The following is a 14233-nucleotide window of genomic DNA, read 5'->3' on the forward strand; positions in this document are numbered from 1 at the left end:
TCCCGCCGCCCACGACGCCGGCCCGCCACCTCCACTGGGAGGTGACGGGCCGGCGTCGTCCGCGGGGGCGTCAGTCGTGGACGAAGTAGAGCTGCTTGTTGACGAACTCGTCCATGCCGAGCGGGCCCAGCTCGCGGCCGAAGCCGGAGCGCTTCACGCCGCCGAACGGGATCTCCGCGCCCTCGCCGGCCGGCGTGTTCACGTTCGCCATGCCCACCTCCAGACGGCGGGCCACGCCCTCGGCGAGCTCCTGGTCCCGGGAGAAGACGGCGCCGCCGAGCCCGTACTGCGAGTCGTTCGCGAGCGCGAGCGCCTCCTCGGCGGAGTCCGCCCGATAGACGACGGCCACGGGGCCGAAGAGCTCCTCCCGGTAGGCGTCCATCTCGGCGGTGACGCCGGTGATCACGGTCGGGGAGAAGTAGGCGCCGGCGTCGTCGGTGAGCTCGCCGCCCACGTGGACGGTGGCGCCCTGCTCCCGGGCGCGGGCCACCTGCTCCGCGAGCGCCTCGGCGGCGGCACGGGAGGAGAGCGGGGTGTACACCGTCTCGTCCTCCGACGCGGACTCCCCCGGGCGCATGGCCTGGGCCAGGGAGACCAGCTCGGCCACGAACGCGTCGTGGAGGTCCGCGGACACGATCATGCGCTTGTTGGAGTTGCAGGCCTGGCCCATGTTGTACATGCGGGTGGCCCAGGCGGTGCGCGCGGCCTCGGCGACGTCGTCCGTGTCCAGGACGATGTACGGGTCCGAGCCGCCGAGCTCCAGCACGGCCTTCTTCAGGTGCTGCCCGGCCAGGGCGCCCACCACCGCGCCGGCGCGCTCCGAGCCCGTGAGGGAGACGCCCTGCACGCGCGGGTCCGCGATGATCGTGGCGATCTGCTCGTGCGTGGCGAACACGTTCGTGTAGACGCCCTCGGGCACACCGGCGTCGTCCATGATCCGCTGCACGGCCTGCGCGGAGCGGGGGCAGATCTCGGCGTGCTTGAGCACGATCGCGTTGCCGAGCATCAGGTTCGGCGCCGCGAAGCGGGCGATCTGGTAGTAGGGGAAGTTCCACGGCATGATGCCCAGCAGCACGCCCAGCGGCAGGTGCCGGATCATGGCCCTGCCGCCGCTGAACGTCTCGATGGGCCGGTCCGCGGCCAGGGCGGGGCCCTTCTCGGCGAAGTAGCCGAAGATCGCCTCGCAGAACTCGGCCTCCTCGACCCCCTCGGCGACGCGCTTGCCCATCTCCTCGGCGATGATGCGGGCGAGCTCGTCCTTCCGCTCGGCGAACAGGTCCGCGACCTTCCGCACGACCTCGCCGCGCTCCTCGATGGGTCGGGCGGCCCACGCACGCTGGGCCTCGGCGGCGCGGGCCAGCACGGGGTCGATCTCCGCGTCCTGCAGGGCGTCGAAGGTCTCCACCACCTGGTCGGTGGCCGGATCCTGGACGCGGTAGCCGGGATGGGTGCTCATGGGCGGGTCCTCTCGTTCGGGTCGGCGACGACGGCGGCGCCGTCGTCGTCCGGGCGGATGATCGGGATGGGTCGGGTGGAGTCGGTCCGGGGAAGGGTCTCCCCCCGGAAGTAGGCCGGGTGGCGCAGCCGGGTCCAGAGCATCAGGGCCACGCCGAGCAGCAGCACCCCCATGCCGAGGATGAACACGGTGCCGACACCCCCGACGCTCGAGCCGGAGCCGTAGTCCGGGTCGGTGGAGTCCACGGCGGTCACGGTGAACATCACCAGCAGAACGATGCCTCCCAGCAGCGGGAAGAGGAAGGTCGTGAGCGCGTTGCCCGCCGAGGTGAACCACTCGCGGCGGAAGTACCACACGCAGGCCAGCGCGGTGATGCCGTAGTAGAAGCAGATCATCAGGCCGAGGGCGGTGATGGTGTCCCACAGGGCGTTCTCTGAGACCAGCCGGGTGACGACGTAGAACGCCGCCGCGGCCGCCGCGCAGACCCACGTGGCGAACGCGGGGCTGTTGAAGCGCGGGCTGAGCTCGGCGAACTTCGGCGGGACGGCCCGGTAGAAGCCCATGGCGAGCAGCGTGCGGGCCGGGGAGATCATCGTGGACTGCAGCGACGCGAGCGAGCTGATGAGGATGGCGCTGGACATGATCACGGCGAAGGGACCGAGGACCGGGCCGGCGAGCACCGCGAAGATGGACTCCTGGTTCTCCTCGTTGCCGGCGCCCAGGCCCTCCGTGCCCACGCCCGCCCAGGCGATCACGCCCAGGGCGCTCAGCACGTACACCGCGATGATGACGAGCACGGTGACCGAGGCGGCCCGCCCGGGGGTGCGCTCCGGATCCTTCGTCTCCTCGTTCATGGTCAGGGTCACGTCCCAGCCCCAGAAGAGGAAGATGGACAGGGACACGCCTGCGGCGACCACGGAGAAGTCGCCCGCGGTGAAGGGGTTGAACCAGTCCAGCTCCACCGGAGTGGGGTCGAATCCGGCCCCGTTCGAGGCCTGGACCAGCGCGGCGACGGCGAAGGCGCCCAGGGCCACCAGCTGGAAGACCACGAGGACGTACTGCAGCTTCTTGGTGGCCTCCATGCCCCGGTGGGAGATCCACCCGGCCAGGGCCAGGTAGAGGACCGTCAGGGGGATGTTCACCCAGAGGTTCCCGGCCAGGTCGGCCAGGGCCTCGTCGCCCGTCACCTGGGCCAGGAGCAGGAACGTGAAGTCCACGCCCACGGCCGCCAGGTTGGACAGGACGATCACCGAGGCCGCGATGAGACCCCACCCGCCCATCCAGCCCACGTAGGGACCGAAGGCGTGCGTGGCCCAGGTGAAGGAGGTGCCGGAGTCCGGCACCCGTGTGTTCAGCGCCCGGTAGCCGAGGGCCACGAGCAGCATGGGCACGAAGCCCAGCAGCAGGATCGCCGGCACGTGCGTGCCCACCGTGCTGATGGTGGGGCCGAGTCCGGAGGTGAGCGTGTACGCCGGGGCGACCACGCTGATGCCGATCACGACGGCGCCGATGAGGCCGACCTTGCCGGCCTCGAGACCCTTGTTGCTGACGCCGGCCGGGTTCAGCAGCGAGACCTGCTCGACCTCGGCGGTGGACGGGTACACGTGCTCGTCGTGCCGCGGGGCGGCATGCGAGCCGGAGGGGGATGCGCTCATGGGCGGCTCCTTGTCTGCGGGCCGCGGCGTCAGCCGCGGCGCTCCTGGTCGACGATGGCCAGGGCGGCCGCCTCGCCCATCCGGACGGCGCCGTCGACGTGCTGGTAGCCCTCCGCGGCGATGTCCGAGCATGCGAAGTGGATCGGGCCCACGGGACGGTTCTGCAGGTGGCCCCAGCGGGAGAGGCCACCCAGGTCGTAGCTCGTGGCGTAGGCCCCGCGGGTCCACTCCTCCGCGGCCATGTCGGACAGGAAGAACGCCACCGGCTCCTTCGCCCGCGGGCCGAGGTACTCGGCCATGGCCTCCAGGATCTCCTCACGGCGGCGCTCGGCGGGCAGCTCCCAGATGCGCTCGGCGTGCACGTCGGACACGAAGCCGACCATCGTGCCGCACGTGTCCTCGACGCCGGGCTCGCCGCCGGCGTCGTTCGCCCCGCGGTTGGTGTTGTCGTAGAGCTCCTGGACCAGGCGCCCGCCGCCGAAGCAGGTGCCGGACAGGCCCTCCTCGCGCCAGAAGGGGGTCTCGTACACGGCGTGCACCTTGATCACCAGGCCCATGGACAGGTGCTGGTGGGCGACCATCTGCCGGCGCGGCAGCGGCGGGACGTAGGAGATGCGGGAGTAGAGGTTCGGCGGCACGGCGAGCACGGCGTAGCGCGCGCGGACCTCGTAGTCCTCGGTGACGGCGAGGACGTCGCCCGGGCCACCGTCCTGCGGGACGCCGTCGCGCACGTCCGCGGCGACCTCGTTGAGGGCGTCGGCGGTGGCGGCGTCCGGCTCGGCCCAGTGCAGGGTGCGCACCGGCTGGCCGAGGACCACGTCCTCCCCCAGCTCGGCGGCCATGGCGCGGGAGACCGACTGCATGCCGCCCTCCACGCGCGCGTCGAGGATGAAGTCCTCGTCCACCAGGTTCGAGAAGGAGCCGGCGGAGGCGGCCATCAGCACGGCCTGCAGCAGCGAGAACGTGGTGGAGGGCTTGGTCAGCATGCCCGAGGCCACGTAGATGGAGACGTTGTCGATGGCCTCCTGGTCCTCCGAGAGGGAGGTCAGCCAGGTGCGGAAGGGCACCGCGTCCAGCTCGGCGGCGCGGGGGTGGTCCCACGGGGCGGTGGCGCCGACCTCCGCGGCGAGCGCGTCCAGCTCGGCGATCAGCCGGTCCATCTCCGCCTGGGTCGTCTCGGACACGGGCATCTCGCCGTCGTACACGTGGCGGGTGCCGTCCGGGGAGAGGTACACGGAGGCGCCCTCGCGGTACCGCTGGAAGGTGGGCAGGCCGAGCTCCTCCACGAGCGCGGTGAGGCGGGTCTGGTCCGGGGAGATCCACTGGCCGCCGATCTCGATGAAGTGCTCCCGCCCGTCGGCGCCCTGGACCAGGCCGTTCCAGGTGCGCCCGCCCACGCGGTCCCGCGCCTCGAGGACGGTCACGCTCAGGCCGTGCCGTGTCAGGGTCCGTGCCGCCATGAGGCCGGCGGGGCCGGCGCCGATGACGACGACGTCGCAGTCGCGTGCGGTGCGGGGGGTCGCTTCGGCGGTGCTCGGATGTTCGGTGCTCACTGGTCTCTCCCGGGGGGCTGGGGGCGGGGATGTCGCCACGCTCTAATGAATGCCATTCATAAACTGTGGCGGCGCTCACTGTAGCGCCTGCCCGTCGCTCCGGGAACCCCCGTCGGCGGGTCCCCGACGTCCGGCCCTCTCGCCGCATGGGATCATGCGGGGAGCCCCCAGCCCAGGAGGAGCCCACCATGCCCACGCCACGCCGCCGCGGACGCCCGCTCAGCCCCGCCGTGACCCGGGAGGGGATCTGTCGGGCCGCCCTGGAGATCGCCGCGGAGAGCGGCTACGAGGCGCTCACCATGGCCCGCATCGCCCGCCGCCTCGCCGTCGCCCCCAGCGCGCTGTACAACCACATCCGCGGCAAGGACGAGCTGATGGCGCTCCTGCAGGACGCCGTGATGGATGGGGTGTCCACGGCGGAGCTCGAGCGCGCGGCCCGCGGCGAGATGGCGGTCTCGGAGGCCCTCCGGGCCTGGGCACGGTCCTATCGGGCCGTCTTCGCCGCCCATCCGCCGCTCATCCCGGTCATCGCCACCATGCCCATCGCGGGGGCGCCCCGCACACAGGAGGTCTACGAGGCCGTGTGCGCGGCCCTGGCCCGGACCGGGCTGCCCCCGGGCGCCCACCTGGCGCGGGTGATCGCGCTCGAGTCCTTCATCTACGGCTCGGCGTACGACGTGGGGGCGCCGGCGGACATCTTCGAGGTGGCCGACGCGGCCGAGGCGGTCCCCGCCCTGCAGCACGCGGTGTCCGCGTTCCGCGACGACGGGCACGCGGCGGCCCCCAGCGGGGCCAACCCCTACGCGGACGCCCCCTTCGAGGCCGGCCTGGACCTCCTGCTCGCCGGACTCGACACCGCCTCGCCTCAGCCGGGGCCGGCGTCGCCGTCCTCCGGGTAGCGCTCGCGGACGAAGGCCCGCAGTCGATCGGCCACGGCGGCGATCTGGTCCGCGGCGAAGTGGTCGTGACGCCACACCGCGTGCAGGTGGACCCCGAGCGTCTCCGTGCCGACCCGGATCCGCAGGGGCCGCAGCCCGAAGGCGGGGTCCTCGGTGACCACCGCCACCGCGGAGCCGTTGGCGGCCAGGGCCTGCGCCACCCGGCCCGAGTTCGCCTCCACGACGTCCCGGGGGCCGGCGCCGGCCACCTCGAGGGCGCCGTCCAGGACGCGTCGGGCCTTGAACGAGCGGGAGGGCAGCACGAGGCGGGCCCCGGCGAGCTCCGCGACGTCCACCTCCGCCCGTTCCGCCCACGGGTGCGCCGGGCCCACGCAGGCCCACACGGGCATGCGCCGCAGGGGCAGGGCGGCCACCTGCGCCGGCGGGGTCGAGGGCAGCACCACGAGGTCGTGCTGGGCCACGGACTGCAGCAGGGAGTCGTCCAACTGTGTCTCGGCGACGCGCACCACCGGGTCCTCCGGCCCGAGGACGGTGAGGAACGGGACGACGACGTCGATCAGCGTGGTCCCCGGGGCGCCGACCGCGAGCTCGGTGAGACGGCCGGCCGCCAGCACGGCGGCGGCCTGCCGCGCGTGGGCGTGGGCATCCAGGACGCCGCGGGCCACCGGCAGCCAGGCGTGCCCGGCGGGGGTGAGGCGCAGCCGGGCACCGGCCGGCGCGAACAGGGCCAGGCCCAGCTCGCGCTGCAGGCGCTGCAGGTGGCGTGTCAGTGCCGACTGCACCAGACGCAGGCGGCGCGCGGCCTCGGTGACCGTGCCCGCGTCGGCCACGGCCACGAAGGTGCGCAGCAGCACGGGGTCCAGGACGCGCGGGCCAGGATCCCCGCCCGCGGCGGGAGCGTCGGTCGAGGCGGCGACGGGTTCCTGCGAGGTCATGCTCCAGGAGCATAGGCGGCATCAGGGCTCATCATTGGACGTGATGCCGCAGGACCGCGCACGATGAACTCCGCACCGACGTCCCCACCGTCCCGACCCCAGGAGATCCCCCATGGCCGTCCCCACGCAGACCCGTCCCCCGCTCGAGCAGTCCCGCCACCTCACCGACGCCATGCCCGGCCCGCAGTCCCAGGCGCTCGCGGAGCGTCAGAAGGCCGCCGTCCCGGCGGGCGTGGCCGCCACCATGCCGGTGTTCGCCGCCCGTGCGGAGGGCGGGATCATCGAGGACGTGGACGGCAACCGCCTCATCGACCTCGGCGCCGGCATCGCCGTGACCTCGGTGGGCGCGTCCCACCCCAAGGTCGTCCAGGCCGTGCAGGAGCAGGTCGCCTCCTTCACCCACACCTGCTTCATGGTCACCCCGTACGAGGGCTACGTGGCGGTCGCCGAGAAGCTGGGCGAGAAGGCCCCCCTCTCCGGCGAGACCCGCACCGCCCTCTTCAACTCCGGCGCCGAGGCCGTGGAGAACGCCGTCAAGGTGGCCCGCGCCTTCACCGGCAAGCAGGCCGTCGCGGCCTTCGACCACGCCTACCACGGCCGCACCACGCTCACCATGGCGCTGACCGCCAAGTCCATGCCGTACAAGCACTCCTTCGGCCCGTTCGCCCCCGAGGTCTACCGCGTCCCCGGTTCGTACCCGCTGCGCGACGGGCTCGACGGCGCCACCGCGGCCCGCCACGCCATCAGCGCGCTGGAGAAGCAGATCGGCGCGGACAACCTGGCCGCCGTGATCATGGAGCCGATCCAGGGCGAGGGCGGGTTCATCGTCCCCGCCCAGGGGTTCCTGCCGGCGATCGTGGACTGGTGCCGGGCCAATGACGTGCTGTTCATCGCCGACGAGGTGCAGTCCGGCTTCGCCCGCACCGGCACGTGGTTCGCCTCCGAGACCGAGGGGATCGAGCCGGACCTGATGACCACCGCCAAGGGCATCGCCGGCGGGATGCCGCTGTCCGCGGTGACCGGCCGCGCCGAGATCATGGACGCGGTGCACCCGGGTGGCCTCGGCGGCACCTACGGCGGCAACCCGGTGGCGTGCGCCGCCGCCCTGGCCGTGCTCGAGGCGATCGAGGAGGACGGCCTGCTGGGACGGGCGCAGATGATCGAGCGCGTCATCCGCGAGCACTTCGAGCGCCACCTAGACGAGCGCATCGGCGAGATCCGCGGCCGTGGCGCCATGATGGCGCTCGAGTTCGTGGACCCGGCCACCGGCGAGCCGGACGCCGCTCTGACCGGCGCGGTCGCCGCGGCCGCCCGCCGGGCCGGCGTCGTGCTGCTCACGTGCGGCACGTACGGCAACGTGGTCCGCTTCCTTCCCCCGCTGGTGATCTCCGAGGAGCTGCTGCGTGAAGGGCTCGGCGTGGTCAGCGAGGCGCTCGCGGCCGCCTGAACGGTCCAGGGAGGGCCGGGGAATGGCGGCACGACCATCCCCGATAACGGGAGGGAATTCACTGATCGGAAGATATCCACTATCGTCTATCTCGACGGTATTCGAACAGTGAGGAACAATCATGGCCACCATTTCCACGATCGCCGACGACTTCGACGGCTCGACGCCGGCCGAGACCGTGTACTTCACCGTGAGCGGCAAGGAGTACGCGATCGACCTCAACGAGGAGCACCGCGCCGAGCTCGAGGAGGTCCTCGACGCCTTTGCCGAGCAGATGCGCCGGTACACCGACGCCGCCCGCCCCATGGGCAAGGCCACGTCCCCTCGCGCCACCTCCTCCCGCTCCGGCGGCGCCGGCCGCAAGTCGGGCACCGACACCAAGGCGGTGCGCGCGTGGGCCCAGGAGAACGGCTACGAGGTCGGCGACCGGGGACGCATCCCCGCCGAGATCGTCGAGGCCTACACGAACCGCGGCGCCAAGAAGGGCTGACCCGCCCCGGACACGCGACGACCCCCTCGCCAGGACGGCGAGGGGGTCGTTCCGCGTCCGGAACCGGACACGCGCTCCGCGGGCTCACTCGGAGGGGCTGGCAGAGGCCCCGGGGGACGGAGTCGGCCGGGCGGTGTCGGCGGGCGTGGGCGTCGGGCTCGGCGAGCCCTCCGCCGAGCCGGAGGCCGCGTCCGAGGGGGGCGGGGGCAGCCGGGACCAGAGTTCGTACAGGGCCGAGGGCGTGTAGTCCACGTTGGAGCCGTCGGCGCCCACGGCGCTCTCGATCACCACGGGTCCGGTGTACCCGGAGGGCGCCTCCGTCGGCGCGGGGTCGGCGCCGATCGCTCCACGACTGTTGAGCAGAAGGACGAGCTCCTCCATGCGGTCCTGGTGGTCCTCGATCAGCTGCTCAGCGAGGGCGCGGGTCTGCTCATCGGTGCCCTCGTCCCGCTCGGTGCCCGCCAGGGTGACGCCGCCCTGGTACAGGCGGTGCATGTGCAGCAGGTAGATGGTCTGGGCCGAGCCGTCGGCCGCCGTGACCAGCGCGTTCTTGTCCGAGTCCGTGAGCAGGCCGGCCACCATGTTCTGGGCCGCCTGCCGCTTCGCGGACACCTCGGCCTCACTGGCGTCCACCGTGGCCGCCGGGGCGGGGGCGGAGCTCGATGCCCCCAGAGGCTGCGGCGGCGCCGGCACCTCCTCGCCCCACGTCTCGAGCTGGGCGGTGAGGGTGCCGATGCGTCCCTGTGCGTCGGCCCGCACGGACTCGGCGACGCCCCGCACCTCGTCGCTAATCCCCTCGCGTCCGAGGATCTCGTCGGATTCCTGGACGATGTCGTAGTGGTTGAGCAGGAGCGTGGTCACGAACCGCACGTCCCCGGCCAGCGGGTCCGCCGAGGTGGCGCTCGGCGTGGCCAGGACGCCCTCCAGGTAGGTGTTGGAGCCCTCCGCCTGCCCGGGCCGGCCCGACTGGTCCGGGGTGGCCGCGGTGCCGCATCCGGTGAGCCCGAGGGTGAGGGCCAGCAGCCCTCCACCGGCGGCCGTGGTCCAGCGCGCGGGGCGGGCGGGGGCGGATCGGGTCATGACGGGCGGTCCTCTCGGGGTTCTCACGCGGCCCGGCGGGCGGACGCGACCGGCGGGCGCGGACGGCCACCGGCCCTCAGAACGGTAGTCGCTCGGCCGCGCGCGTGGGAAACGGCGCGCGGTCCGGCGGGAGGGTCAGGCCACGCGTGTGGCCTGCACGGCCCAGTTGTTCGTCGACGTGCCCACCGCTCCCGGGCCGCTGTCGGCGTCGCAGGTGATGAGCGTGAGCTTCGTGCCCTCCGTCGGCAGCTCCCACGCCCAGCCGTACGCGGGGTCGTGCGTGAGGGCGTCCTTGCCCATGGACACCGCGTCCGCGTCGGTGCGGAAGGCGGCCTGCGTGCCGTCGTCGTAGGTCACCACCACGAGCGCGCCGGCCGCCAGCCCCTGCAGGTTCCAGAAGACGTCCTTGCCGCCGTAGTTGCGCACGTGGCCGGTGAGGATCCCCGGGTGCCCCGACATCTCTCCCGGGGTGGTCCCCCACTGCGGCGGTCCATACCAGCCGACGGTCTCGGGGTCGGGGTTCAGCTCGCCGCCGTCCTGCATCTGCACGAGCTGGATCGGGGCACCGATGATCAGCTCGCCGTCCGCGTAGACGTCGATGTGCGCAGGGGCGGCGGTCACGTCCTCCCACGGCGCGGCCGGGCCCGTCATGCGGGCGGCCACCTCGTCCTCCGCGATGGGCTCCTCGGCCGGTGCGGGCGCGGCGGCGCCCGGGTCCGACGCGGACTCCTCGGGTGCGGTCTCGGCGGCCGTGGCCGTGTCCTCGGCCGCCCCATCCGAGGACGCGGCCGCCGTGGTGGCCGGGGCGGGCGCGGACGGCGGCTCCACAGCGTCGGACGTCGCCGCCGTCGTCGCGCTCGGTGAGGTCGCCGCCGGCGCGGCCTTCGTGGTGGAGAGCGCGGAGGCCGAGGAGCCGTTCGCGGACGAGGTCGCCGGCTGCGGACTCGAGGCGCTCGTGCCGGCCGCCGCGGGGGCGGGCGACGGAGTGGCCGGGGTGATGGGCGGCTCGCCGAACGCGAAGGCTCCACGCAGGGCGAACGCGCCCACAGCCAGGCAGATCAACAGCAGGGCGGCCCAGATGCCGCGCTTGAGTCCCGTGCTCACGGTGGTCCCTCCGATGATGGTGCGGGGTGGGGCCGACGACCCGGTATGGCTGTCCCGGAGCCCCACACTGAGCGTAGTGCGCGAGCAGGGCCCGAGACGCCCGTGAGCCCGGATCGGCCCTGACCTCAGCCGAGACCGGCGGCCGCCTTCATGGCCGCGTGGGCGTCCAGCGCCTCCTGGCGGGAGGCCTTCAGGTCCACCACCGGCTCGGGGTAGCCGCTGAGCGGCTGGTCCGCCTCGGGCACCCACCGCGCCACGTACCGTCCGTCGGCGTCGAACTTCACCGCCTGCGTGTCCGGGTTGAAGATGCGGAAGTACGGCGAGGCGTCGGCTCCTGAACCGGACACCCACTGCCAGGAGACGGGGTTGTTGGCCTCGTCCGCGTCCACGAGGGTGTCCCAGAACCAGGCCTCGCCGTCCTGCCAGGGCTGGAGCATGTTCTTGCAGAACAGGGACGCCGCGGCCATGCGCACGCGGTTGTGCATCCAGCCGCTCTTCCACAGCTGCCGCATGCCGGCATCCACGAGCCGCAGCCCCGTCTCGCCCCGTTGCCACGCCCGGGCGAGCGCCGGGTCCGGCCGGTACGGGAACGCGCCGAACTCGGGGCGGAGCGGCACCGAGTCCAAGTCCGCGTAGTGGTAGGCCAGGGACCAGCAGAACTCCCGCCAGTAGAGCTGGCGGGTCCACGCGCGGGCGTCCTGCACGGCCACGTCCGACTCCCCCGCGCGGCGCGCGGCGTGCCACAGGGTGCGCGGGGACAGCTCGCCCGACCGCAGCCGGGGTGAGAGCCGGGATGTGGAGTCCGGGTCGCCGGGCACGTCCCGGCTCTGCCCGTAGCCGTCCAGGGCGACCTCGAGGGCGTCCAGGGCGTCGAGGGCCGCCTCCTCCCCCGGCGTCCAGTGCTCCGCCACGGTGTCCCGCCACCATTCCGGCGTGCGGTCCAACAGCTCCAGCCCCTCGACGTCCGTGAGCACGCCCGCGTCCCGCAGGGCGGCGAGGGCGTCCCGCGTGCGTGCGGAGGGTCCGTCCAGGGCCTCGGGCACCGGGAGCACGGCGCTCACCGGGACGTCGGCGGCCGCCCGGTGGAAGGGCGTGAAGACGCGGTAGTTGCCTCCGGCACCCGTGGTCACCTCCCACGGTTCGGTGAGCAGCGCGCCGGGGTGGCTGTGGGCCTCCCGCCCCGCCTCGCCCAGCAGGGTCTTGACCTGGGCGTCCAGCGCCCGGGATCGCGGGGCGTACCGGCGCGACCACCGCACCACGGACGCGTCCAGTCCGGCGGCGACGTCGGGCACCACCGCGCGGGCGTCCCCGCGGGCGAACACCAACGGGATGCCCAGGTCCCGCAGCCGGACGTCGAGCGCTTCGAGGCTGCGGTGATACCACCAGCGCGTGGCGGCCCCGAGCGGCCGCGGACCGAGCCGGCCGGCGTCGTCGTCCTCCGCGCCCTCCTCCCGGATCCACAGCGCGACGACGTCGCCACGCCCCTCGTCCTGCCCCCGCGCCTCCGCTATCGCGGCGGTGAGCGCCTCATGGTCGAGGGTGCGGAGGTCGTCGCGGAGCCAGAGCAGGGTGGTCATGGGCTCCAGCATGCCCGGCGGTGCCGCCCCTGCGCGACGGTCCCACGGCTGCGGACCGGACGCGGCGAGGGCGGCCGTCATACCACGACGACCGCCCTCGCGGTGATGTGGGCCCGGACCAGCCGGACCCGCACTGCTCAGCGCAGGCCGAAGGAGCGGCGGAAGCGCACCATCGCGACGGCGCTCACGGCCGCCAGACCCGCCAGCCACCAGGCGGCGGTGTCGCCGGTCTCGACCTTCTCCGGCACGGTGTGGCCGTCCTCGTCCGCGACAGGCGCAGTCGGCTCCGGCTCAGGGGTCGGCTCCGGCTCAGGGGTCGGCTCCGGCTCAGGGGTCGGCTCCGGCTCAGGGGTCGGCTCCGGCTCAGGGGTCGGCTCAGGGGTCGGCTCCGGCTCAGGGGTCGGCTCCGGCTCAGGGGTCGGCTCCGGCTCAGGGGTCGGCTCCGGCTCAGGGGTCGGCTCCGGCTCAGGGGTCGGCTCCGGCTCGGCGGGCTCGATCGGGGTGGGGGTGGAGTCGCCCGGCAGGTCCAAGACGTCCACCACGAAGGTCACTGTGCGGGTCTCGCCCAGCTGGGTCATTTCCACCGTGAAGGAGTCCCGGCCCAGGAAGTCCTCGTCGGGGGTATAGCCGTAGGAGAACTCACCGATGGTCACCGTGCCGTTCTCGGGCTTCGTGACGAGGGTGGCCTTCATCGGGGCCGCAGCACCATCGCCGTCGGTGGTGAGGTAGGTGATGTGGGTCTCATTCTGGTCCGTCTGGACGTACCACGTGGCGTTGCGGGCCCATTCGTCATGGGGGAAGTAGTCCTCGTCCTCATAGGGGGTGAGGGTGCCCTCCGCGTCGACGGCGGCACCGAAGGCCAGCTGGCCCGCGCCGTAGACGTCGATCGAGTAGTCGTCGCCCTCGGACAGGGCTGCGGCCTCGAGGAGCGCGGTGGTGTCGATGAGCCCCGCGTCGGCCAGCGTCGAGTAGATGACGGGGGTCGGGAAGGCGGGGGCCACCTCCGCGTTCGGATCGAAGTCCCACGCGGAGACCTCGAGGTCCGTGGTGGTTCCGTCGGCGGCCGTGACCACGACGCGCACATCCGAGGCGTCGAAGTTGTCCTGCAGACCGAACTCGATCGGCGCGTACTGACCGGCGAAGCTGGAGAAGAACGTGCCGGCCGGCACGCCGTGCTCCTCGGTCCAGTCGGCGGCGGAGGCGGGCGCCGCGGCGCCGCCTGCCAGAACGGCAGCGCCGAGGACGGCGGCGGCGAGGCGGGGGGTGTGGAGGCGAACGGTGGTCATGGTGCTCCTCAGATCGGGAGGGGGCGGACAGCGCAATAGAGCGGTGACGTCGGTCATGCTGCTGTCAGCATACTGAGATCGGCCTGGAAAATTACCAAACGCCGTGACGTCACGGGCGACGCTCGGGTCGGGCCCGCGGGACGAGGCGCCCACAGACGCGGCGCTCCGCGTGACCGCTGGGAGCGTGTGCGGCTCGGACCTGCGGCCCTACCGCGGAGCCGGGAAGGTCGACCACGCGGCAATGGGTCACGACTACCTGGGCGAGGCCGTGAAACTCGGCTTCGCGGTGACCGGCTGTCCGTGGGCGGCCACGTCGTCGGCTCCTCCGTGGCCTCGTGCAACGCGTGGGCGATCGGCCGGGCCGGCTACCAGTGGCGCAGCGTGCGGGTCGGAGGGAGGGGCTCGGTGGGCGTGTAGGTCGAGCACGCCCGCATTCGATGCCCTCCGGAACCCTCGTGCGCATTCCGGGCGGCGCATGCTCCCGGACCCGATCCGGCGCATCCAGGAGTGCAGGATCGACCCCGGCGCGGCGTTCGACCCGGCCCTGCCGCTGGAGCGTCCTCACTGATGCACGAGCGCCGCGCCCCGGAGGCGCTGGTGACCACGTCCTGACCGTCGATCTGCACGACGAAGGCCCGGTCCGTGTGGACCGGGCCTTCGATCTTCCGTGGAGGTAAGGGGATTCGAACCCCTGACCTTCTGCATGCCATGCAGACGCGCTACCAACTGCGCCATACCCCCGAGATCGGGC

11 protein-coding genes and 1 tRNA gene are annotated in these 14233 nt (G+C 73.2%); 3 read left to right on the forward strand and 9 right to left on the reverse strand.

Going from position 1 to position 14233, the window contains the following annotated elements:
• Positions 1–70: 70 nt before the first annotated feature.
• The 3 genes from BJ976_RS05860 to BJ976_RS05870 are packed head-to-tail and all read right to left on the reverse strand — an operon-like array spanning position 71 to position 4664.
• The gene (locus BJ976_RS05860) at positions 71–1456 is read right to left on the reverse strand and encodes an NAD-dependent succinate-semialdehyde dehydrogenase (RefSeq protein ID WP_135027836.1); all 1386 of its coding nucleotides are present in this window, start codon (positions 1454–1456) and stop codon (positions 71–73) included.
• Positions 1453–3111 (reverse strand): APC family permease, encoded by a 1659-nt coding sequence (locus BJ976_RS05865; RefSeq protein WP_135027839.1) that lies wholly within the window; start codon positions 3109–3111, stop codon positions 1453–1455. The genes BJ976_RS05860 and BJ976_RS05865 overlap by 4 nt, the downstream gene beginning before the upstream one ends.
• 29 nt (positions 3112–3140) lie before the next feature.
• Positions 3141–4664, reverse strand: a complete 1524-nt coding sequence (locus tag BJ976_RS05870) for a flavin monoamine oxidase family protein (protein WP_268236463.1) — start codon at positions 4662–4664, stop codon at positions 3141–3143.
• Between the two features lie 188 nt (positions 4665–4852).
• On the opposite strand from BJ976_RS05870, the gene BJ976_RS05875 reads away from it, so the two are divergent.
• Positions 4853–5563, forward strand: coding sequence for a TetR/AcrR family transcriptional regulator (locus BJ976_RS05875; RefSeq protein ID WP_135027840.1), 711 nt, complete (start codon positions 4853–4855; stop codon positions 5561–5563).
• Here the strand turns inward: BJ976_RS05875 and BJ976_RS05880 are convergent.
• Positions 5530–6498, reverse strand: coding sequence for a LysR family transcriptional regulator (locus BJ976_RS05880; RefSeq protein WP_229667067.1), 969 nt, complete (start codon positions 6496–6498; stop codon positions 5530–5532). The genes BJ976_RS05875 and BJ976_RS05880 overlap by 34 nt on opposite strands.
• A gap of 112 nt (positions 6499–6610) precedes the next feature.
• Between BJ976_RS05880 and gabT the strand changes: the two genes are divergently transcribed.
• Entirely contained in the window at positions 6611–7945 is a 1335-nt protein-coding gene (gene gabT, locus BJ976_RS05885) for a 4-aminobutyrate--2-oxoglutarate transaminase (RefSeq protein ID WP_135027843.1), read from the forward strand.
• Between the two features lie 121 nt (positions 7946–8066).
• Positions 8067–8435, forward strand: coding sequence for a histone-like nucleoid-structuring protein Lsr2 (locus BJ976_RS05890; protein ID WP_135027846.1), 369 nt, complete (start codon positions 8067–8069; stop codon positions 8433–8435).
• Between the two features lie 84 nt (positions 8436–8519).
• Here the strand turns inward: BJ976_RS05890 and BJ976_RS05895 are convergent, their stop codons facing one another.
• The 5 genes from BJ976_RS05895 to BJ976_RS05920 form a co-directional block, all read right to left on the reverse strand.
• The gene (locus tag BJ976_RS05895; RefSeq protein WP_135027849.1) at positions 8520–9515 is read right to left on the reverse strand and encodes a DUF305 domain-containing protein; all 996 of its coding nucleotides are present in this window, start codon (positions 9513–9515) and stop codon (positions 8520–8522) included.
• A 135-nt stretch (positions 9516–9650) separates the two neighbouring features.
• Positions 9651–10619 (reverse strand): class F sortase, encoded by a 969-nt coding sequence (locus BJ976_RS05900; protein ID WP_135027852.1) that lies wholly within the window; start codon positions 10617–10619, stop codon positions 9651–9653.
• A gap of 125 nt (positions 10620–10744) precedes the next feature.
• Entirely contained in the window at positions 10745–12196 is a 1452-nt protein-coding gene (locus tag BJ976_RS05905) for a cryptochrome/photolyase family protein (RefSeq protein WP_135027855.1), read from the reverse strand.
• A gap of 137 nt (positions 12197–12333) precedes the next feature.
• Positions 12334–13482, reverse strand: coding sequence for an Ig-like domain-containing protein (locus BJ976_RS05910; RefSeq protein WP_184231834.1), 1149 nt, complete (start codon positions 13480–13482; stop codon positions 12334–12336).
• Positions 13483–14150: 668 nt separating this feature from the next.
• Positions 14151–14223, reverse strand: a tRNA-Ala gene (locus BJ976_RS05920).
• Between the last annotated feature and the right edge of the window lie 10 nt (positions 14224–14233).

The organism is Micrococcus flavus (assembly GCF_014204815.1).
Lineage (GTDB): Bacteria > Actinomycetota > Actinomycetes > Actinomycetales > Micrococcaceae > Micrococcus > Micrococcus flavus.